The following is a 20037-nucleotide window of genomic DNA, read 5'->3' as shown; positions in this document are numbered from 1 at the left end:
TGAATAACCACCGCCTTCTACTCGACTCCACTAGGAGAGCCCAGTATCGATCCCCGTCTTCCCCTCGTATAGTCCCCGCTGTCCGTCTCGGTGTTACGTGTTTCCCTGTAGTTCCCGGTCACGACTGTAGTTCCCGGTCACGACAGTCCACCGCGTTGCGACGGATCGCCGCGAGCACGTCACCGAATGCGTCCGGCCCGGCCGCAGCCAACGTCGGCAGCGCGCTCATCAGCGCCATGGTGAGCGCGGTGTCGCGATCCGGCACTACCGCGGCCATCGCCGTCAGTGTCTGCTGAAGCTGGCCGAACGTCAATTCCGTGCCGTCGTGGGCCACCGCGACCGCATCGCGTGCGGCTTCGGCCGCAGTGGCGATCACATCGGGAAGCGCAACCAACGCATCATCCCCGTCGACATCTTCGTCGACAGCCTGTTCGTCGGCCAGATGGATGTCGACGTCGCCGACCTCGACGCTCGGCTGATTCGCGAACGCGTCGAGGACCCGCGAGAACCGGTCAGCGAGTCGTTGGATCCGTTCCCGGTCGAACAGATCCGTCGCGAATACGAACCGTCCTTCGAGGTGGCTCGACGAGTCACTCGGCGGGCGCAACGTGAGTTGCAGGTCCACTTGGGCTCCGACGGTGTCCGGGTCACGTCCGGATACGCGCAGGCCGGTCAGTTCCAGGTTCGGAAACGTGAAGTTCTGGAACGACAGCATCACCTGGAAGATCGGGTTGTGCGCGCCGGACGGCGAGTCCAGCAGTCGCCCGACGACGGACTCGAACGGAACGTCTGCGTGTGCGAAGTCGTCGAGACTGTCGGTGTGCACCCGACCGACCAGCGTCGACAACGACTCGTCCGCCCGGATGCGGGTGCGCAGCGGAACCGAGTTGACGAACATGCCGACGACGTCGTCGAACGCCTGCTCGGACCGTCCGGCATACGGCGTGCCGATCACGATGTCCGGCTCACCGGTCATCCGGTGCAGCAGTACCGCGAACGCCGCCTGCAGCACGACGAACAGGGTCGACCCCTGCTCTCTGGCCACTGCGTCGAGCCGCGCCGCGACCTCCGGATCCACCTGGAACGCCACCTGGTCGCCTGCGAACGTCGGGGTCCGTGGGCGGCGGCGATCACCGGGAATCTCCAAGAGTTCCGGAACTCCGGCGAGCCGGGCCTCCCAGTAGTCGAGATGGCGCTCCTGAGCGCTCCGCCCATCGTCGCCAACCTCCTGCAGACGAGCCGTCTGCCATGCCGCATAGTCGGCGTACTGCACGTCCAGCGGCAGCCATTGCGGTGCCCCGCCGAGTCGACGCGCTTCGTAGGCGACCATCAGGTCGCGGGCGAGCGGCACCATCGACGAGCCGTCCGCACTGATGTGATGGACGACGAACACCAGCACATAGTCGGCTGAGACATCGCTACCGTCGGTCTCGGATACCGGGAACAGGGTCAACCGCAGAGGCGGAGCCGACGCCAGATCGAACCCCCGGGTGGCTTCGGCCTCGATGGCGTCGACGATTGAGCCCTCGGGTTCGGACACCGTCAACCGCACGCCTGCGACCGCGTCGTCGACGGACAGGATCTGTTGCACCGGCACTCCGTCCACACCGGGGTAGACGGTCCGCAGCGACTCATGTCGAGCGAGCACATCGGTGAGCGCCTCCCGCAGATGGGATGTGTCGAGACGACCGCTCAATTCGAGGACGAGTCCGATGTTGTATGCCGACGAATCGGGGTCGGTCTGGTTCAACAGCCACATACCGCGTTGGGCGGCCGACACCGGCAGCGCCGACGTTCGATCGGCCAGCACCGGGATTTGTCTGCCTGCGGCCGAGCTCGCTGCCTTCGGCAGTCGGTCCACCGCGGCCGCCAGATCGACGACGGACGGCGCTTCGAACACGTCGCGCACCGTGAACGACACGTCGAACGCCACTGCCAGCCTCGAGGCCAGCTTCGTCGCCGACAGCGAGTTGCCGCCCACGTCGAAGAACGACTCGGCGGCACTGACCTGGTCGACGCCCAGCACCGATGCCATCAGCTCGGCGACCGCGGACTCCGTCGCACCCGTCGGCAGCACGAGGTCGTCGCGGTCCGCGAAGTCGATGGCGGGCAGGGCCCGACGGTCCACCTTCCCGATCGGCGTCACCGGCAGCGACGGCAGAACCACGATCGTCTGCGGAACCAGATACTTCGGCAGCCTCGCACGCGCGAACTCCATCAGGCTGCGCGTCGAAACCACGTGGTCGTCGGCTGCGGCATAGGTCACCAGGACCTGGTCGCCGCCGGGCCCGGGGACTCCGAGACTGACCGCAGCACCGACGTCCGGGTGGGACGCCAGCACCGCATCGACTTCGCCGGGTTCGATTCGCAGACCCCGGATCTTCAACTGGAAGTCCGTCCGTCCGTGATAGACGAGGGCGTCCGAAGCCGTCCGTGTGACCCGGTCGCCGGTTCGATACATGCGCTGCCCCGGCGCGAAGGGGTGCGCAACGAAGCTGCGTGCGGTCAACCCGGGGCGGTTCAGGTACCCCAGGCCGGTCTGGTCGCCGGCCAGATACAGCTCGCCGGGCACGCCGACCGGCGTGGGACGCAATGCGCCGTCCAGTACGAGCGCTTCGACGCCTGGGAGCGGCGCCCCGATCGTCAGCGGTTCGCCCGCGGTCCGCGGACCGTCGACACTGACCCACACCGTCGCTTCGGTGGGCCCGTAGAGGTTGAAGAATCCGCCGGGCCCTCGACGTGCGTCGGCCCACCGGTCAGCCAGTCCGACCGGGCACGCCTCGCCGCCGCTGAGCACGGTAGTCAACGTCGGCACATCGTCGGGTTCGACGGTCGCGAGCACCGACGGCGTGAGCAGAGCGTGCGTGACGCGGGCCGCATTGATCAACGACGACAAGGGCTCGGACGCGTACACGTCTGATGGTGCCACCACCAGTTCCGCGCCTGTCGAGAAGCCCAGCACCAACTCCAGCACCGACGCGTCGAAGCTCGGGGACGATACGTGGAGCACGCGGGTCGACGGTCCGGCCGTGAACATCATCGCCAGGTTCTGCGCGAGCCCGGCCAGACCGCGGTGGCCGATGGCCGTCGCCTTCGGCCGCCCGGTGGAGCCCGAGGTGAATATCAGGTAGGCGGTGTCGTCGAGGCGGACCGGACGGAGCCGATCGGCGTCGCTGAGCGCATCACTCGATCGCGCGGCGATCGACCGTTCGACGTCGGGATCGGACAATTCGATCCACGTCGGTCCGGTCGGGGCGACGCCGCTTCCCGCAAGGCGAATCCCGAGGCGGGCGCCCGCGTCGACGATCATCTCTTCCTGCCGGGCTACGGGTTGGGTCGGATCGATGAGGACGAATCCCGCGCCGGACTTGATCACCGCGAGGGTCGCCCGCACCGACTGGTGTGATCGCCCGATCGCGACGGCGACGATGTCGCCGGGACCGGCGCCTCGAACGATCAGTTCCCGCGCCAGCGCATTGGTCTGGACGGCCAACTCGCCGTACGTCCACGTCTCTGATCCCGATACCGCCGTTTCCGTTGCTGCCGTGCTCGGTGTCGCTGTGACGGCCGGCGCGTCGGCGCCGGCTTGGCGGGCACCGTCGTCGAGGAGTTCGGGGAAAGTACGCGTCGCGATCGACGTCGCGGGCGCCTGCATCGGATCGACGAGATCCAGTGCACCGACCCGGTGGTCGGGGCCCGCGGTCATGCCGCGCAGCACGTGCAGGAACGACTCGGTCAGTTGCGCTACCCGTTCGCGGTCGAACAGGTCTGTCGCGAAACCGAAGTCGGCGCTGATCGTGCGGCGCCCGTCGGCGCGCGTGGACACGCTGAACGACACCTCGAGGTCGGTCTTGACCACGGGGAGTCGCAGGGCGCGGACCGCTCCGGCGTCCGCTCTCGACAACGGATCGTCATGCCATGTCATCGCGACCTGGTAGATCGGTGTGTATGCGAGCGACCGGTTCGGCGCGAGAGCTTCCACCACGTCCTCGAACGGCAGGTCCGCGTGATCGAGGGCCGCACCGAATGCGCGGCGGCCTGCGGCGAGCAATTCACCGACTGTGAGCTCCGGCGTCGGTCGAGCTCGCAGCACCACCGTGTTGACGAACATTCCGACGAGACGGTCGAGTTCGGGTGCGCCACGCCCGTGTACCGCGACCCCGACGGGTACGTCGTCGGATCCAGCCAACCGCCCGAGCACCACGGACATCGCCGCGTGCACGACGAGGAAGCTCGTCGTACCGGTCCGTTCCGCGAGAGCCTGCACGGCGTCGGCCACGTCCGAGGGCACGGTCATGGTGACGGCGTCGCCGCGACCGGAGGCGACTCGCGGACGTGGACGGTCGGTCGGCAGGTCGAGGAGTTCGGGTACTCCGGACAGCTCGGTCCGCCAGAACGCGAGGTCGCGGCCTGCCGTGGACACCGGGTCTGCCATGTCGCCGAGCGCCGCTATCCGGGCCAGCGCGTGGTCGGCGTACTGCGGTGTCAACGGTTCCCATCCGGGCGACTGCCCGTCCCGCCGAGCCGTGTACGCCCGCGTCAGGTCGTGCATCAGCGGGGCCAGCGATGCCCCGTCGCCTGCGATGTGGTGCAGAACGATCAGCAGAGTGTCGGTGTGGTCGTCCCGGAACAGCACTGCGCGCAACGGCGTCGCCGTGGTCAGGTCGAACCCACGCGAGGCGTGCGCGACCAGCGCAGTCTCGAGTTCGTCTGCCTGCGCCGGGACCGGGCCGACAAGGATGTCACCGGGCACGTCGGACGTCGCCAGGATGTGCTGGACCGGACGCCCGTCATCGGACACCGGGTGGATCGTGCGGAGGGGTTCGTGACGGTCGATGACGTCGCCGAACGCCGCGCGCAGCGCGTCTACGTCCACGGGATCGTCGAACGTGACCACACCGGCCATGTTGTACGTCGCGGCGCCCGGCTCCATTCGGTTGATCAGCCAGAGCCTCGACTGCGACGGTGACAACGGGACCTCGTCCGGGCGCACGAGCCGCCCCGCACGACCTCCGGTGTCCGAGCCCGAGGTCGAGTCCGAGCCCGAGTCACTGTGCGCGGCCAGGTCGGCGAGCGTGCCGCCGTCGAAGATGTCGGCGAGGCGCAGTTCCATCCCGACGGTCCGCGCCCGGGACACGAGGCGGGCCGCGGTCAACGAGTCCCCGCCGAGCCCGAAGAGATGCTCGGTCATGCTCGGCGTCTGGTCGAGTCCGAGGAGTTCGGCGACCAGGTCGGCGAGGCGATGCTCGTCGGCGGTCCGTGGCGCCACGTGCTCGTCCGCCGATGCGGACAGGACCGGCTCCGGCAGCGCTGCCCGATCCAGCTTCCCGTTGTCGGTGACCGGAAACTCGTCCATGACGACGACGGCGGCGGGCACCATGTGCGACGGGAGCTCGCGACGGCATGTCACCAGCACGTCGTCGTCGGTCACATTTCCACCGTCGGTGGGCCGGACGTACGCGACCACCATCGGGATCCCGGTGGGGCCGGACCGGACCGACACGACCGCCGACTCGATCATCGGATGGTCTCGGACGGTGCTCTCGATCTCGCCGAGCTCGACCCGCTGTCCGCGAATCTTGACTTGGAAGTCCGTACGACCGTGATAGCGAAGCTCGCCGTCGCTCCCCCAACTCACGAGGTCGCCGGTGCGGTACATACGGGTGCCCGCATCGCCGAACGGAGCAGCCACAAACCGTTCCGCCGACAGGTCGGGCCTGCCCACATAGCCGGTCGCCAATTGGGGTCCGGCCAGATAGAGCTCGCCCGCGACTCCCACCGGGACCGGACGCAGGGTCTCGTCGAGAACGAGCACGTCCGTGTCTGGGACCGGTCGCCCGATCGGCACCTCGTCGACATCGCCGTCGACGACGTACTCGGTCACGTCGATAGCCGCCTCCGTCGGACCGTACAGGTTGACTAGGCGCACCGACCATTGGCGAGTCACGACCTGCGCCAGGGTCGGGCTCAACGCCTCGCCGGAGGTGAACACGGTGTCGACGTGGGCCGCCAACTGTTCGCCGGAGTCGACGAACACTTCGAGCATCGACGGGACGAAGTGCATCGTGGTGACGCGCGACTCGTCAACGAGACGGGCCAGGTAGGCGGGATCCCGGTGGCCGTCGGGGGCGGCGATCACCATGCGCGCGCCGCTGATCAGCGGCCACACCAGTTCCCACACTGACACGTCGAAGGTGTACGGAGTCTTGTACAGGACGGCGTCACCGCTGCCGATCCGATGGCCGCGCTGCATCCACTCGAGCCGTCGGCGCAGCGCCGAATGCGTCACCTCGACGCCCTTGGGCGTACCCGTCGACCCTGACGTGAAGATCACGTACACGGGGACGTCAACCCGGGCGGGGTGGACGCCGACGGGCGCAGCCGGTCGGTCGGTCGCCTCCAGGTAATCGTCGTCGACGACGACCACCGGTCGAGCCGTGTCGAGGATCGCCCTCCGTCGGGTGGCTGGCAAGCCCGGATCGAGCGGAACATATGCCGCACCGATCAGGAGGGTCGCGTGGATGGCGACCACCTGCGCGATGCCTCGGTCCAGGCTCACCGCGACGCGGTCGCCCAGAGCGACGCCGTCGGCGGCCAACCGTCCGGCCAGGCTCCGTCGCTGCGCGTCGAACTCCTCGTACGTCATCGTGCGACCGGCGAAATCGAGGGCTACGGCCTCCGGTTGTTCGGCGACCCGCTCCGCGATCAAGTCGAGGATCGTCGTCGCCTCATCGAATGATTCGAGTGCCGGTCCGCGCCCTCTCTCGACGAGTTCGGTCTGCTCGCCGGGCGCCACCAGTTCCACGTCGATCACCCGGCGGTCGATGTCGTCCAACGCTCGGGTCAGAAATCTGACGAACCGCTGCACATGGGACCGCAGGTCGCTCGGTTCGTACAGATTCGGATTGCCGTGGAGGTCGACCGCCAACTGTTCACCCGGCGCCGCCTGATACAGGTTGATGCGGAGGTCTTCGAGAATGCCGGACGAGAGAATGTGATAGCTCGTCTGCGCGCGGTCGACTTCGATCGGCGTGTCGAAGAACATCATGTTGACGACCGGGCCGAACGACGCACTGTTGCCCGCGCCCAACCCTGCGTCGACGCGGATGTCCTCGAACCGGTAGCGCTGATGGCGGAGGGCTCCGGTCAGATCGACCTGCAACGCTCGCGCCAGTGATCGCATCGTAGACTGGGAGATATCTCGCGCCCGCACCGGCAGCATGTTCGACAGCATGCCGCCGGAATTCTTGACCTTGGCGGTCGACCGTCCGGTGACCGGCAGGCTCAGGACCACGTCGTCAGTGCCCGCCATTCGCCCCAGGAATGCGGAGAACGCGGCGACGAGCAGGACTGCCACCGAACAGCCAGCGTCTTTCGCGACCGACTCCAACCGGGCCTGCGTCTGCGCGTCCAGTCGCTCCCCCGCCACCACGTTCTGCGGTGACAGTGGCGCCACCCTGTCGCGCCCAGACAAGCTCACTCGTTCCGGCAGGTCGGCGACCTGCTCGACCCAGTAGGCCCGGTCTCGCTCGCGTCGGGAGCTCTCGGTGTACGCCTGATCGTCGGCGACCAGACCTGCGAGATCCAGACGGCGGGTCGGCGTGTACTCGTCACCGGTCCGGGCGGCGTTGTATCGGCGCACCGCCGACAGAAGACTGGTCAAGGCGGAGAAGCCATCGAAGACGATGTGGTGTCCGCGCATGTAGAGCAGCGTGTGGTCGTCGGCGACTCGAATGAGAGCGGCGACCGCGAGAGGATCGACCAGCACGTCCATCTGACGTTGGTAGTCCGCGGTCATCCAGTCCAGAGCCGCCTGGAACGGTGCGGCCTCGCCTCGCATGTCGATCCGTGCGACTTCGAAGCCGGATTCGTGGTCGACCCGTTGCTTCGGCACCCCGTCGACCTCGACGAGGGTGGTGCAGGGCGACTCGAAATCGACGGCTGCTTCTGCCGTGCACGCCTCAAGGAGGTCGTGATCGATCGGGGCGTCGACGGCCCGAATGCTCAGGTAGTGCGCGATGATCACCGAATAGTCGGCTGAGAGACTCTCTGCGAACCACATGCCCCGCTGTGCGGCCGTCAGAGGCAACAGTTCGTCCTGGCCTCCGAGAGCAACAACGTGTGTCACCTGGTCACTCCATCCAACTAAGCATCGCTATGCTCCGAATTTCTCATTCGTCCGCGCTTCTCCTCACTCATGCACCGCACATCGGCGTCTAGTACATCGCGTTACACGACGTACATATCTGTAACCGAAGGGGCGGCGGGCACATGCAGTCGCAAGTTCAGAGTATTACCCGGCACCGCACCTTTCGTCTGGAATCATCTAGTTGTCGCGGCCCTGCGATATCCACGCAAAGCGGGGTATACACTGCACCCCACGAAAACTACGGTCCATATCATGACTTTGATAAAAGCCTCCAGCACTGGCCCCCCGACTGCAAATCCTCGCATCAACTCGATTGCCGGCGTCATGGGCTGGTTGGCGACTATCGGCTGCAGCCATCCGGGATAGGCGTCGATCGGCGAGAACCCCGAGTTGAAGAACATCAGGAGATTCGTCAAAAGTCCGAGGTATTGGACGAGCGGAGCGCCGGGCGGTGAATTCACCGCGATCGCCAGCACGAAGACTGCGTACGCACCGCCGAACACCAAGGGTATCGCGAGGAGACCGAGCGCCCCGAGTAGACCCTGCTCGAACCGGAAGCCCATCACATAGCCGACAAGCAGCAGTTCCAGAGTCAGCACAAGGATGCGGATGATCTCGGCGACCACCCGGGACGTGAGGTCGGCGGCGCGGTTGATCGGCAGCACGTACAGTCGCGCGAGCAGACCCGTCGACCGTTCCTTGTTCAGGCGGACCGCAGACACGACCGAACCGCCCATCGCTCCGATCAGGATCATCAACGGGACCGTCCCGTACAGGCTGTCCTGCCCGGTCGCCGACCCGACCGCGTCGCCGAGCACCACCTTGACCAGCACCATCGAGATGGCGGGCACGATGAACGACTGCAGGACTGTCGGCACGTCCCGCACATACACGAGCAGTTGTCGCCAGGTGAGTACGCGCGATGCGTCGAACCAGGCGCGCACCGACACCTCGCGCGGCCGTGCAGGCACCGCATCGGATCGAATCATCGTCATCGCCGCGCCCCCCGAACGCCGACCGTCAACAAGGCAACCGCGACGACGGCGATCCCGACACACCACCAGACGGTCGGCGCCGCCACCGACCACGTCAACGACTCCGGCGAATCCGCTACCCGCAGCACGTCGACGAACTGCGACACAGGCTGGTTGCGAGCGAACCCGCGAATCCACTCGGGGAAACGTTCTTCGGGCGAGAATCCGGTCGAGACCAGGCCGAGGATCATCATTGGCAGGCCGAGGAGCTGACTCGTGGCTTCCGGGCTGCTCGCGACTCCACCTGCACCGTCCGACAGCAGCGCGAGCAGGATTCCGATGCCCAGCGCGATTGCGAACAGCGACACGGTGCCGCCGACACCACCGGACGGGCGCCAGCCGATTATCAGGCAGGCCACCGCCGCACAGATCAACGAAATGATCAAGAGTGCGGCATTCGTCGCAAGGCGCGCAAGAGGCGGAACACTCCTCGGCATTGGCAGAATCCGGAATCTGGCACTGATCCCGTCGCTCACATCGAATGCCGATCGCATCGCAGCGGACGTGGCCGCGAAACTAATGGACAAGAGAATGATGATCGGTGTGAGGAATGTGCCGTAATCCATCCCCGGAACGGTGTCCATGATCTTCCGAAGCGGAACGTAAAAGCACACGGCCAGGAAGACTGGGGCGATGAATGCGAAGGCGAACTCCCCGTTGCGGAGAACCTTGACCAGCCCGCGAGCGGTCAGCGTCCACCACTGGCGAATCGCACGGACGCCATTCGACACGTCGACCTCGCCCGGGATCGTCTGAGCCCCGGCCTCCTGCCCTCCGACGAGCTGCGTCACTCGGCGTCGTCCTCGTCGTCGAGCCGCGAGTTGGCCGTCGTCTTGTCGGTCAGAGCCAGGAAGACCTCGTCCAACGACGGACGACGCAGCACGATGTCGGCCAGTGGAATCTTGGCAGCCTCGGTCCGACGGATCACTTCCGCGAGCGTCTGCGGGCCGTCCGGAGCGGGCACCGACACCGCACCGGCTTCGTCCGACGCGGTGTCGTCCACCGCCGAACCGTCCGATGCCTGGCCGTCGAGCATGTCTTCGAGTCGCGCGCGCAGCCGAGGGAGGTACGCCGGGTGGGCGGGCGTCACTTCGCAGTACGCCGCCCCGGTCGCAGCCTTCAGTTCGTCAGACGTGCCTTCTGCGATCACTCGCCCGCCGTCGATGACCACGATGTTGTCGGACAGCCGATCGGCTTCTTCCAGGTACTGAGTGGTGAGAAGGATCGTCACACCCGAGTCCCGCAGTTGCTCGACCACCGTCCACACGTCCTGACGGCTCCGAGGGTCGAGGCCGGTCGTCGGCTCGTCGAGGAACACGACCTCGGGCCGGGTGACGAGACCGCACGCGATGTCGATGCGGCGGCGCATGCCGCCGGAGTACTTGCCGACGCGGCGACCCGCAGCCTCAGTGAGACCGAACTCGGCGAGCAGTTCGTCGGCGCGCACGGCGGCCCGCTTCTTCGGCAGACCGAGCAGTCGCCCGAACAGAATGAGGTTCTCGCGCCCGGTCAGCGCTTCGTCGAGCGCGGCGAACTGTCCGGTCAGCATGATGTCACCGCGCACGGCCGACGCGGCCTCGACGATGTCGTGTCCGGCGACTACGGCTTCGCCGCCGTCGGGGGCGAGCAACGTGCACAGCATGTTCACTGTGGTGGTCTTGCCTGCACCGTTCGGGCCGAGGAGCGCGACGATCGTGCCTTTCGGAACGACGAACGACACGTCGTCGACCGCGGTGAAGTCGCCGAAGGTCTTCCGCAGATGCGACACGGTGATCGCAGCTTCGGCGGGAGGCCCATCCGGCGCGTTCACCGGGGTCAACGACGGAAAGGTGATCGTCTCAGCGGCGGCGTTCTCGACGTCTTCCGGGGACCGCAGCGGCTCCGGCGACGCCGTGGTCATCACATCCCAGGACGCGTGCCTCGGCGCGCGCGGCCGAGCACGGTCCACGCGAGGCTCGGTCGACTGGGGTAGTTCGCGCTTCCGGCGGCGCAGCACGGGCGCTGACGGCCCGACTGCGCGTTCAATCTGGGTCGGCGCATCGCGTGCCGTCGCATCGTCTGGTTCCGCAGCAGTGCGAGGCGACGAGGTATCGACTGCGGCGACGCCCCGGGCGTCGACTGCGGCCATGCCCTGGGCGTCGGCCGGGGTCCCGCCTAGCTCGTCCCGCCAGGCGCGCAGCTCTTTGAGAACCGGATCGTCCTCCGGGACCCAAGGCATCGTGTCCGCCAAAGCGTCGCGGGGAGGCTGCCGACGCGGACGGATGTGCTCATGCGGATCCGTACCGTGCTCCATGCATGCCTTCCTCGAACAATTCCATTACATCGCCCGAAAGAGAGTATCGTCCGGTGCCGCGGCAGCGTTTCACAATCTCTTCGGCGAGACAGAGCCGTGACCGTCTCGACCGTCCGTGATCAGTGCGCGCTCCCGCTCCAGCGGCCGGAGCAAACGGTACGGACGCCACGTGCCCTCTGCGTCGTCCCACGGGCGCATGATGAGCCAGAGCACCGTCGCCATCGCGAACCGGAACGGCAGGTCTGCCCTCATCCGGCGTAACAGCCGACGGTCTCCCCTCGCTTTGGCAGTCCGGACACCGCCGGTGAGGTAGTGCCGGTTTCGAATCGGCGAGAACCGGAGCTGTCGTCCCGACGTATCGACCACCGCCCCGGGGACAAGGCGGCACCGCACTCCCTGTTCGACGAGCGCCAACGACAGGTCCAAGTCGTCCCACACGTCGTGCGCTCGGGTCAGTTTGGATTCGACGAGGCTCCAGCATTCACGGCGCAGTGCCATGTTCGCGCCTGCGAGCGAATCGATGTCCTTTCCGCCTGCGAACTTCTCAGCAGCTCTGGTCTGCATCTTCAGCAGCCTCTCGCGGGCCGGACCGTCCGAGAGCATGACGAGACCGGTCATCGCGCCGTACTCGCGGTTAGCGGGGTCGTCGAAGAAGCCCAGCACGTGTTCGGCCCAGGCGGGGTCGGCCTGGCTGTCTGCATCGATGCGGGCCACCACGTCGCCTGTGGCTGCCGACATGCCTGCAGACACTGCTTCCACAACGCCCGGTGTGGGTTCGGGGAGCAGACGGATCCGACGTTCACTGTCGGTCGAGTATCGCCGGATGTACTCGACCACGATCTCGGCGGTGCCATCGGTCGACGCGTTGTCGACGACGACGATCTCATCCACCGGTCTCGTCTGGTTCAGCAGGTGGTCCAGACACCTGCCGATGGCGTCTTCCTCGTTGAATGCGGGTATGACCACGGACAGAGTCGTCATTCCACTCCTCGTCATCGACGGCGGGCGCTTCAGCTCACTCTAACGACTATGTCATCCGTTCAGGGGACGCACTTCCCTACCCACAAAACAAGAACGCCCCTCCCGGAATCCCGGGAGGGGCTTTCTATGTGGTTCACCGTCAGGCGACGAGAAGCCTACTTGGCCTTCTCGAGCACCTCGACCAGGCGCCAGCGCTTGGTGGCCGACATCGGTCGGGTCTCCATGATGCGAACGCGGTCGCCGACGCCGGCGGTCTCGTTCTCATCGTGCGCCTTGACCTTGCTGGTCGTGCGGATGATCTTGCCGTAGAGCGGGTGGCTCTTACGATCTTCCAGCTCGACCGTGACGGTCTTGGTCATCTTGTCACTGACGACGTAACCGATCCGCTCCTTGCGGCGGTTGCGCTCTTCGACGTTCACGTTCTGGTCCTCACTCATGCGTCTTCACCTTCCGGTCCGGACGCCAGGCCCAGCTCGCGCTCACGCATAACGGTGTAGACGCGAGCGATCTCACGACGCACGGTGCGCAGGCGACGGTTGTTGTCGAGCTGGCCGGTTGCCATCTGGAAGCGAAGGTTGAACAACTCTTCCTTCGACTCCTTGAGGCGGTCGACCAGATCGGTGTCACTGAGCTCGCGGAGCTCAGACGCAGCGATTCCGAGTGCCATCAGAACTGCTCCTCTCTGGTCACGATCCGGGTCTTCATGGGGAGCTTGTGCTGTGCGCGACGCAGGGCCTCGCGAGCGGTCTCCTCATTGGGGTAGGTCATCTCGAACAGCACGCGGCCCGGCTTCACCGGGGCCACCCACCACTCGGGCGAACCCTTACCGGAACCCATGCGGGTCTCGGCAGGCTTCTTCGTGATCGGCCGGTCCGGGAAGATGTTGATCCAGACCTTGCCGCCACGCTTGATGTGGCGGTTGATCGCGATACGAGCGGACTCGATCTGACGGTTGGTGATGTAAGCACCCTCCAGGGCCTGGATACCGTAGTCGCCGAAGGTGACCTTGGTTCCGCCCGACGCCTGACCCTTCAGGCTGGGGTGGTGCTGCTTGCGGTGCTTGACCCGACGAGGGATCAACATGGGCTAGCCCTCCTGCTTCTCTGCCTGCGCAGGCGCAGACGCCTCTGCAGCCGCACCCTCGGCAGCCGCGCTGCGGCCCGCGTCGGTTCCGGTCGCGGTGGTGCCCGAGGCACCGCTGCGACGCGGACGGCTGGGACGACGCGGACGACGGTCTTCTGCCGGAGCGGCCGCAGCCAGCTCGCGACGACCACCGACGACGTCACCCTTGTAGATCCAGACCTTCACGCCGATCCGGCCGAAGGTCGTCTTGGCCTCGTAGAGTCCGTAATCGATGTCGGCACGCAGCGTATGCAGCGGGACGCGACCTTCGCGGTAGAACTCCTTGCGGCTCATCTCAGCTCCGCCGAGACGGCCCGAGCACTGGACACGGATGCCCTTGACGCCCGGCTGGCGCATGGCCGACTGGATGGCCTTACGCATCGCGCGGCGGAACGCCACACGGTTGGACAGCTGCTCGGCGACGCCCTGAGCAACGAGCTGGGCGTCGGCCTCGGGGTTCTTGACCTCGAGGATGTTCAGCTGAACCTGCTTGCCGGTGAGCTTCTCCAGGTCGCCGCGGATGCGATCGGCTTCGGCGCCGCGGCGGCCGATGACGATGCCCGGACGAGCGGTGTGGATGTCGACGCGAACACGGTCACGGGTGCGCTCGATCTCCACCTTGGAGATGCCTGCGCGCTCGAGGCCGGTGCTCAGCAGTTTGCGGATGGCGACGTCTTCCTTGACGTACTCCGCGTACTGCTTGTCGGCGTACCAACGCGAGCTCCAGTCGGTGGTGATACCGAGGCGGAAGCCATGCGGGTTGATCTTCTGGCCCACGGTTCAGGCTCCCTTCTTCTTCTGCTGGCGCGAACGAGCACGTCCGCCGTTCTCCGCTGCAGCTGCAACGACCACGGTGATGTGGCTGGTGCGCTTGCGGATGCGGAACGCACGGCCCTGGGCGCGCGGCTGGAAGCGCTTCAAGGTCGGCCCCTCGTCGGCGTAAGCCTCCGAGATGACCAGGGTGCGACGATCCTGACCCTGGTTGTTCTCTGCGTTGGCGATCGCGCTGGCGAGCACCTTGTATACGGGCTCGCTGGCCGACTGCGGGGCGAACCGCAGAATGTCCAGGGCCTCGTCCACGTTCTTGCCGCGGACCAGGTCGAGGACGCGGCGAGCCTTCATCGGGGTGACGCGAACGAACTTCGCGGTCGCCCGTGCGGTCTGCACTGCGTTGTCAGTTTCAGTAGTCATGGTTTACCGGCGCTTCGCTTTCCGGTCATCCTTGATGTGACCCTTGAAGGTTCGGGTGGGTGCGAACTCGCCGAGCTTGTGCCCCACCATGGAATCCGACACGAACACCGGCACGTGCTTGCGACCGTCGTGGACGGCGAACGTGTGACCGATGAAGTCAGGCGTGATGGTCGAGCGGCGCGACCAGGTCTTGATGACCTGCTTGGTGCCCTTCTCGTTCTGAACGTCCACCTTCTTCAGGAGGTGGTCGTCGACGAACGGGCCCTTCTTCAGGCTGCGTGGCATTTTTTACCTCCTCCTATTATCGCTTGTTCTTGCCGGTACGACGGCGGCGGACGATCAGCTTGTCGCTGGGCTTGTTCTTGCGGGTGCGGCCTTCCGGCTGACCCCACGGGCTGACCGGGTGGCGACCACCGGAGGTCTTGCCCTCGCCGCCACCGTGCGGGTGGTCGACCGGGTTCATGACGACACCGCGGACGGTCGGGCGCTTGCCCTTCCAACGCATGCGGCCGGCCTTGCCCCAGTTGATGTTGCTCTGCTCGGCGTTGCCGACCTCGCCGACGGTTGCGCGGCAGCGCACGTCGACGCGACGGATCTCACCGGACGGCATACGCAGCGTGGCGTAGGGGCCTTCCTTGCCGAGGAGCTGGATCGACGCACCGGCCGAGCGTGCCATCTTGGCGCCACCGCCCGGACGCAGTTCCACGTTGTGGATCTGGGTACCGGTCGGGATGTTGCGCAGCGGCAGGTTGTTGCCCGGCTTGATGTCGGCGTTCGGACCCGACTCGACGATGTCGCCCTGCTTCAGGTTCTTCGGCGCGATGATGTAGCGCTTCTCGCCGTCGACGAAGTGGAGCAGTGCGATCCGAGCCGTACGGTTCGGGTCGTACTCGATGTGAGCGACCTTGGCGTTGATGCCGTCCTTGTCGTTACGACGGAAGTCGATCAGACGGTAGGCACGCTTGTGGCCGCCACCCTTGTGACGAGTGGTGATGCGACCGTGGGCGTTGCGGCCACCGCTGGAAGACAGCGGGCGGACCAGCGACTTCTCGGGGTGCGAACGAGTGACCTCGGAGAAGTCGGCACCGCTCGAGCCGCGGCGACCCGGGGTCGTCGGCTTGTACTTACGAATTGCCATGAGTGTTAGTCCCTATCCTTCTCGCGGGCGGTCAGCTGACCGCTCCCCCGAAGATCTCGATGGGCTTGCTGTCAGCGGACAGCGTCACGATGGCGCGCTTGGTGTTCTTGCGCTTGCCGTAACCGAAGCGGGTGCGCTTGCGCTTGCCCTGACGGTTCGCGGTGTTGACGCTGGAGACCTTGACGTCGAAGATCGCCTCGATCGCGATCTTGATCTGGGTCTTGTTCGAATCCGGGTGCACCAGGAAGGTGTACACGTTGTCTTCGATCAGCCCGTAGGCCTTCTCCGAGATCACCGGCGCCAGGATGATGTCACGCGGATCTGCGTGCGTAGCCATTCCTAGGCCTCCTTCTTGTTCAGCTCGATGAAGACGTTCAGGGTCTCGACGCTGAACACGACCTCATCGGAATCGAGGATGTCGTACGTGTTGAGCTGATCAGCGGTGATGCCCAGCACGCCCGGCAGGTTCGCGATGCTCTTCCAGCCGGCCTCGTCTTCACGGGTGAGGACGACCAGGAACTTGCGACGGTCGCTCAGCAGTTCCAGGAACTTGCGGGCGGCCTTGGTCGACGGGGTCTGGCCCGCGACGAGCTCGGTCACGACGTGGATGCGCTCGCTGCGAGCACGGTCCGACAGGGCGCCACGAAGAGCGGCGACCTTCATCTTCTTGTTGACCTTCTGCGAGTAGTCACGCGGCTGCGGACCGTGAACGGTGCCGCCGCCGACGAACTGCGGTGCGCGGGTCGAACCCTGACGGGCGCGACCGGTGCCCTTCTGGCGGTACGGCTTGGCGCCGCCGCCGGCGACCAGTCCGCGCGTCTTGGTCGAGTGCGTGCCCTGACGGCCTGCGGCCTGCTGGGCGACGACGACCTGGTGCATCAGCGCGATGTTCGCGGTCTTGTCGAAAAGCTCAGCCGGCAGGTCGACGGTTCCGTTGACGGAGCCGTCGGCCGCGCGGACGTCGAGCGTCAGCTTGGTTGCGGTTTCGGTGCTCACTTGTTGCCACCCTTCACTGCCTCGCGGACCACCACGACGCCGCCCTTGCGGCCGGGGATCGCGCCCTTGATCAACAGGAGACCGGCGTCGGCGTCGACCTTGTGAACCGTCAGGTTCTGCGTGGTCACCTTGTCGTTACCCATACGGCCTGCCATGCGCATGCCCTTGAACACGCGGCCCGGAGTCGCACAGCCGCCGATGGAGCCCGGCGAACGGTGGACGCGGTGCGTACCGTGGCTCGCGCCCAGACCGGCGAAGCCGTGACGCTTCATGACGCCGGCGAAGCCCTTGCCCTTGGAGGTGCCGGTCACGTCGACCTTGACACCGTCGGTGAACAGATCGGCTCCGAGTTCCTGGCCGACCTCGAACTCCGAGATGTCGTTGACACGAAGCTCGGTGAGGTGGCGGCGCGGGGTCACTCCGGCCTTGGCGAACTGGCCAGCGACCGGCTTGTTCACCTTGCGGGGGTCGATGGCGCCGTAGGCGAGCTGGACTGCCGTGTAGCCGTCACGCTCCGCAGTGCGGAGCTGGGTGACGACGTTGGAGCCGGTCGCGATGACGGTCACCGGGACGACCCGGTTGTTCTCGTCGAAGACCTGGGTCATGCCGAGCTTGGTGCCCAGGATGCCCTTGGTTGCATTCTGCTTGCTCATTTAATCCGATCCTCCGTCACTGAATGTTGACGTCGACGCTGGCAGGCAGGTCGATGCGCATAAGGGCATCGACCGTCTTGGGCGTCGGGTCGAGGATGTCGATGAGTCGTTTGTGAGTGCGCATCTCGAAGTGTTCGCGGCTGTCCTTGTACTTATGTGGCGAACGGATGACGCAGTACACGTTCTTTTCGGTGGGCAACGGCACCGGGCCGACCACACGTGCACCCGTGCGGGTCACGGTCTCCACGATCTTGCGCGCCGAAGCGTCGATCGCTTCGTGGTCGTAGGCCTTGAGCCTGATGCGGATCTTCTGTCCCGCCACGCTGTGTCCTCTTCCGTCTGATTGTCTCTCGACAGCAGAACACCGCGTGAACCCACACCCGCGCATGCACGGGCGGCAACTGAGCCACATGACCAACCCCGTGAGATCGGGCGATCGACGCTGTTCTTCTGTCGTTGTACGGTGCCGAACTCTCGTCCGGCTGCCGGCTCTCGCCGACTCGCCTCCGGTACCCCGCGGTCGGGCGTGTCGTGTCCGTGTCGATCAGCAAATCGCACGCGTTACACACCTGGCCCGCGGTTGCGGCCCTAGAAGTTGTGAGCCTCCGAACTGGAGGCAACCTGAACAGTATGCAGCACCTGGTCGGTGATCTCAAATCGTTTCACGAGGTCCGCTGCGGTGACCTTCGTCTCGCTGCCGTAGCACGGCGTCGGCGACGGTCTCGCCACGTCTGCGCAGCCGACCGTATTTGTGCAGTCCGTCGAACTCACCGACGAGCCGGCACCGCCAATCGAAGTCGAACCGGTAGGTTTCGCCGGCGATTCGGCGCTCACACTGCAGCGTCGGCGATGCGAGCTTGGCTTCGATCATCTGGGCGCGGGCCGCAGCAAGTCGCCCGCCCGCACCGCCGCCGCCGAGAGCATCGCGTCCGTCCAGTCCGCGTCGAGCGCCGTCGCGCGTCGAATCAAGCCGAACCGGTCCACCGGCAACAATCGTGCGCCCGCCATGACATCCCCTTCGATGACAGTCCCGATGACGCCTTCATCGTCGAACAGGTGCCTCCACAACGCGAATGCGTTACCCACAAAGCGTCACCGCATCCTCACCTACCTCCCCGCCCCCTCAATCTCTCCTCGCCGCCTCGGCCCAGGCTGCTAGGACAGATTGAGACTGCGCGAGCGCAGGTGACGCCGTGGGACGGTTACCATCGAGCCATGAGTGACACTTCCGGTAACAGTAAGAGTCCGACGTACGCGCTCCGTCGCAGGCTGCCGCAGAACAAGATCGGCGACGCGCTGTTCTCGCTCGGCATGGTCGCGCGAGTCCCCTACTTCGGCACCATCCTGCCGTTCGTCGAAGAGATGGAGCCCGGATACTGCCGGGTGACCGCCCCCAAGTGGTTCGGCGTACACAATCACATCGGCACCTTCCACGCGATCGCGGCGTGCAACCTCGCGGAAACCGCGATGGGCATGCTGATGGAGGCCACCGTGCCGACGACGCACCGGTGGATCCCGAAGGGGATGAACACGCAGTACCTGACAAAGGCCAACACCCGGCTCACCGCGCACGCCGAACTCGCCGAACCGGTCGACTTCGACGCGATCACCGAGGGCACCGACGTCGTCGTGTCCATCCGCATCCTCGACCGCGAAAGCACCGAAGTGGTCCACTGCGACATCACGACCTGGGTGACGCCCGCTTAGGATGAGCGCATGAATGCACTCGGCCGTCACCGTCTCGTCCCCTCGCGAACGGTCCGCGCGGCCGCGTTCGGCTGCATCGTCGCCGCCGGAGCCCTCCTCGTCGGAGCCTGCGGAACAGACGGCACGCCGGTGTCCGACGGTTCGACCCCGTCCGCCGACACCTCCGCCGACACCTCAGCGTCGAGCACACCGTCCACCGGAGCGCCCGTGATGGCAGGCGGGGCGTTCCGCGTCACCGCCGCGGCCGGTCAGCCGAAAGTCGTGGTCACCATCATCGAAGACCTCGCCTGCCCGGCGTGCCAACAGTTCGAGAGCCTGACCGGAACGACCCTCGACGGTTACGCGGCCGACCCGGAGATCGCGATCGACTACCAGATCATCTCCTTCCTGGACCGCGTCTCCCCCGACCGCTACTCGTCGCGCGCAGCCAACGCGTCGTACTGCGTGTGGCATGCGGGCGACGGATCGGCCACGAGTCAGGCGCGGTGGCGGGGATTCCAGCACACGATGTTCGGACGGCAGCCCGACGAGGGCGGCCCGGGCCTCGGCGACGACGAGATCATCGCCATCGCCGCCGAGTCCGATGTGCCCGACGTCGCCGATTGCATCACCAGCGGCCAGTACAGCGACGCCGTGGCCGCCACGACCGACGCCGTGACCAACGGCTCCGATTTCGAAGGCACTCCGACCGTCCTGGTGAACGGCGAGAAGGTCACGGCACGATCGGCGTCGGAGCTGAAAGCCGCGGTCGACGCCGCTCGACGCTGATCGAC

At 66.2% G+C, this 20037-nt stretch carries 19 protein-coding genes; 2 read left to right on the top strand and 17 right to left on the bottom strand.

The window, feature by feature from the left end; genetic code table 11:
- Positions 1–118: 118 nt before the first annotated feature.
- The 17 genes from L5G33_RS00635 to L5G33_RS00555 all read right to left on the bottom strand — a co-directional run bounded on the left by L5G33_RS00635 (position 119) and on the right by L5G33_RS00555 (position 18643).
- Positions 119–8128, bottom strand: coding sequence for a non-ribosomal peptide synthetase (locus tag L5G33_RS00635; RefSeq protein WP_236996208.1), 8010 nt, complete (start codon positions 8126–8128; stop codon positions 119–121).
- A 194-nt stretch (positions 8129–8322) separates the two neighbouring features.
- Complete coding sequence (locus L5G33_RS00630) at positions 8323–9144, bottom strand: ABC transporter permease (protein ID WP_236996207.1); 822 nt, start codon at positions 9142–9144, stop codon at positions 8323–8325.
- Positions 9141–9974, bottom strand: coding sequence for an ABC transporter permease (locus L5G33_RS00625; RefSeq protein WP_236996206.1), 834 nt, complete (start codon positions 9972–9974; stop codon positions 9141–9143). Before L5G33_RS00625 ends, L5G33_RS00630 begins: the two co-directional genes overlap by 4 nt.
- Complete coding sequence (locus L5G33_RS00620) at positions 9971–11401, bottom strand: ATP-binding cassette domain-containing protein (RefSeq protein WP_236996205.1); 1431 nt, start codon at positions 11399–11401, stop codon at positions 9971–9973. The genes L5G33_RS00625 and L5G33_RS00620 overlap by 4 nt, the downstream gene beginning before the upstream one ends.
- 144 nt (positions 11402–11545) lie before the next feature.
- On the bottom strand, positions 11546–12457 hold the full coding sequence (locus L5G33_RS00615; RefSeq protein WP_236996204.1) for a glycosyltransferase family 2 protein: 912 nt from the start codon (positions 12455–12457) through the stop codon (positions 11546–11548).
- Positions 12458–12612: 155 nt separating this feature from the next.
- Positions 12613–12894, bottom strand: a complete 282-nt coding sequence (gene rpsQ, locus L5G33_RS00610) for a 30S ribosomal protein S17 (protein WP_236996203.1) — start codon at positions 12892–12894, stop codon at positions 12613–12615.
- Positions 12891–13124 carry a 50S ribosomal protein L29 gene (rpmC, locus tag L5G33_RS00605; RefSeq protein ID WP_161893840.1) on the bottom strand — a complete coding sequence of 78 codons (234 nt, stop codon included), beginning with the start codon at positions 13122–13124 and terminating at the stop codon, positions 12891–12893. Before rpmC ends, rpsQ begins: the two co-directional genes overlap by 4 nt.
- Entirely contained in the window at positions 13124–13540 is a 417-nt protein-coding gene (gene rplP / locus L5G33_RS00600) for a 50S ribosomal protein L16 (protein WP_008376013.1), read from the bottom strand. Before rplP ends, rpmC begins: the two co-directional genes overlap by 1 nt.
- A gap of 3 nt (positions 13541–13543) precedes the next feature.
- On the bottom strand, positions 13544–14356 hold the full coding sequence (rpsC, locus tag L5G33_RS00595; RefSeq protein WP_236996202.1) for a 30S ribosomal protein S3: 813 nt from the start codon (positions 14354–14356) through the stop codon (positions 13544–13546).
- A gap of 3 nt (positions 14357–14359) precedes the next feature.
- Positions 14360–14770, bottom strand: coding sequence for a 50S ribosomal protein L22 (gene rplV, locus L5G33_RS00590; protein WP_236996201.1), 411 nt, complete (start codon positions 14768–14770; stop codon positions 14360–14362).
- A gap of 3 nt (positions 14771–14773) precedes the next feature.
- Positions 14774–15055 carry a 30S ribosomal protein S19 gene (gene rpsS, locus L5G33_RS00585; RefSeq protein ID WP_236996200.1) on the bottom strand — a complete coding sequence of 94 codons (282 nt, stop codon included), beginning with the start codon at positions 15053–15055 and terminating at the stop codon, positions 14774–14776.
- Positions 15056–15071: 16 nt separating this feature from the next.
- The gene (gene rplB / locus L5G33_RS00580) at positions 15072–15908 is read right to left on the bottom strand and encodes a 50S ribosomal protein L2 (RefSeq protein ID WP_236996199.1); all 837 of its coding nucleotides are present in this window, start codon (positions 15906–15908) and stop codon (positions 15072–15074) included.
- Between the two features lie 31 nt (positions 15909–15939).
- Positions 15940–16245, bottom strand: coding sequence for a 50S ribosomal protein L23 (gene rplW / locus L5G33_RS00575; protein WP_236996198.1), 306 nt, complete (start codon positions 16243–16245; stop codon positions 15940–15942).
- Positions 16246–16247: 2 nt separating this feature from the next.
- Complete coding sequence (gene rplD, locus L5G33_RS00570) at positions 16248–16904, bottom strand: 50S ribosomal protein L4 (RefSeq protein WP_236996197.1); 657 nt, start codon at positions 16902–16904, stop codon at positions 16248–16250.
- Positions 16901–17557, bottom strand: a complete 657-nt coding sequence (gene rplC, locus L5G33_RS00565; RefSeq protein ID WP_236996196.1) for a 50S ribosomal protein L3 — start codon at positions 17555–17557, stop codon at positions 16901–16903. Before rplC ends, rplD begins: the two co-directional genes overlap by 4 nt.
- 16 nt (positions 17558–17573) lie before the next feature.
- Positions 17574–17879, bottom strand: coding sequence for a 30S ribosomal protein S10 (rpsJ, locus tag L5G33_RS00560; protein WP_003938093.1), 306 nt, complete (start codon positions 17877–17879; stop codon positions 17574–17576).
- Positions 17880–18424: 545 nt separating this feature from the next.
- Positions 18425–18643, bottom strand: coding sequence for a hypothetical protein (locus L5G33_RS00555; RefSeq protein WP_236996195.1), 219 nt, complete (start codon positions 18641–18643; stop codon positions 18425–18427).
- A gap of 129 nt (positions 18644–18772) precedes the next feature.
- Between L5G33_RS00555 and L5G33_RS00550 the strand changes: the two genes are divergently transcribed.
- Together L5G33_RS00550 and L5G33_RS00545 are read left to right on the top strand one after the other, a co-directional pair.
- Complete coding sequence (locus L5G33_RS00550; RefSeq protein ID WP_236996194.1) at positions 18773–19264, top strand: hotdog fold domain-containing protein; 492 nt, start codon at positions 18773–18775, stop codon at positions 19262–19264.
- Between the two features lie 9 nt (positions 19265–19273).
- The gene (locus tag L5G33_RS00545; RefSeq protein WP_236996193.1) at positions 19274–20032 is read left to right on the top strand and encodes a DsbA family protein; all 759 of its coding nucleotides are present in this window, start codon (positions 19274–19276) and stop codon (positions 20030–20032) included.
- The last annotated feature ends 5 nt before the right edge of the window (positions 20033–20037 follow it).

This window comes from Gordonia liuliyuniae (assembly GCF_021738805.1).
Classification (GTDB): Bacteria; Actinomycetota; Actinomycetes; order Mycobacteriales; family Mycobacteriaceae; genus Gordonia; species Gordonia liuliyuniae.
This window is presented reverse-complemented; position numbering and strand designations above follow the sequence as displayed.

Bases quoted from the DNA above. Each gene is read 5' to 3' on its own strand.
- L5G33_RS00630 (WP_236996207.1), bottom strand. From the start codon at position 9,144: ATGACGATGATTCGATCCGATGCGGTGCCTGCACGGCCGCGCGAGGTG.
- L5G33_RS00620 (WP_236996205.1), bottom strand. From the start codon at position 11,401: ATGCCTTGGGTCCCGGAGGACGATCCGGTTCTCAAAGAGCTGCGCGCC.
- L5G33_RS00615 (WP_236996204.1), bottom strand. From the start codon at position 12,457: ATGACGACTCTGTCCGTGGTCATACCCGCATTCAACGAGGAAGACGCC.
- rpsQ (WP_236996203.1), bottom strand. From the start codon at position 12,894: ATGAGTGAGGACCAGAACGTGAACGTCGAAGAGCGCAACCGCCGCAAG.
- rpmC (WP_161893840.1), bottom strand. From the start codon at position 13,124: ATGGCACTCGGAATCGCTGCGTCTGAGCTCCGCGAGCTCAGTGACACC.
- rplP (WP_008376013.1), bottom strand. From the start codon at position 13,540: ATGTTGATCCCTCGTCGGGTCAAGCACCGCAAGCAGCACCACCCCAGC.
- rplV (WP_236996201.1), bottom strand. From the start codon at position 14,770: ATGACTACTGAAACTGACAACGCAGTGCAGACCGCACGGGCGACCGCG.
- rpsS (WP_236996200.1), bottom strand. From the start codon at position 15,055: ATGCCACGCAGCCTGAAGAAGGGCCCGTTCGTCGACGACCACCTCCTG.
- rplB (WP_236996199.1), bottom strand. From the start codon at position 15,908: ATGGCAATTCGTAAGTACAAGCCGACGACCCCGGGTCGCCGCGGCTCG.
- rplW (WP_236996198.1), bottom strand. From the start codon at position 16,245: ATGGCTACGCACGCAGATCCGCGTGACATCATCCTGGCGCCGGTGATC.
- rplC (WP_236996196.1), bottom strand. From the start codon at position 17,557: ATGAGCAAGCAGAATGCAACCAAGGGCATCCTGGGCACCAAGCTCGGC.
- L5G33_RS00550 (WP_236996194.1), top strand. From the start codon at position 18,773: ATGAGTGACACTTCCGGTAACAGTAAGAGTCCGACGTACGCGCTCCGT.
- L5G33_RS00545 (WP_236996193.1), top strand. From the start codon at position 19,274: ATGAATGCACTCGGCCGTCACCGTCTCGTCCCCTCGCGAACGGTCCGC.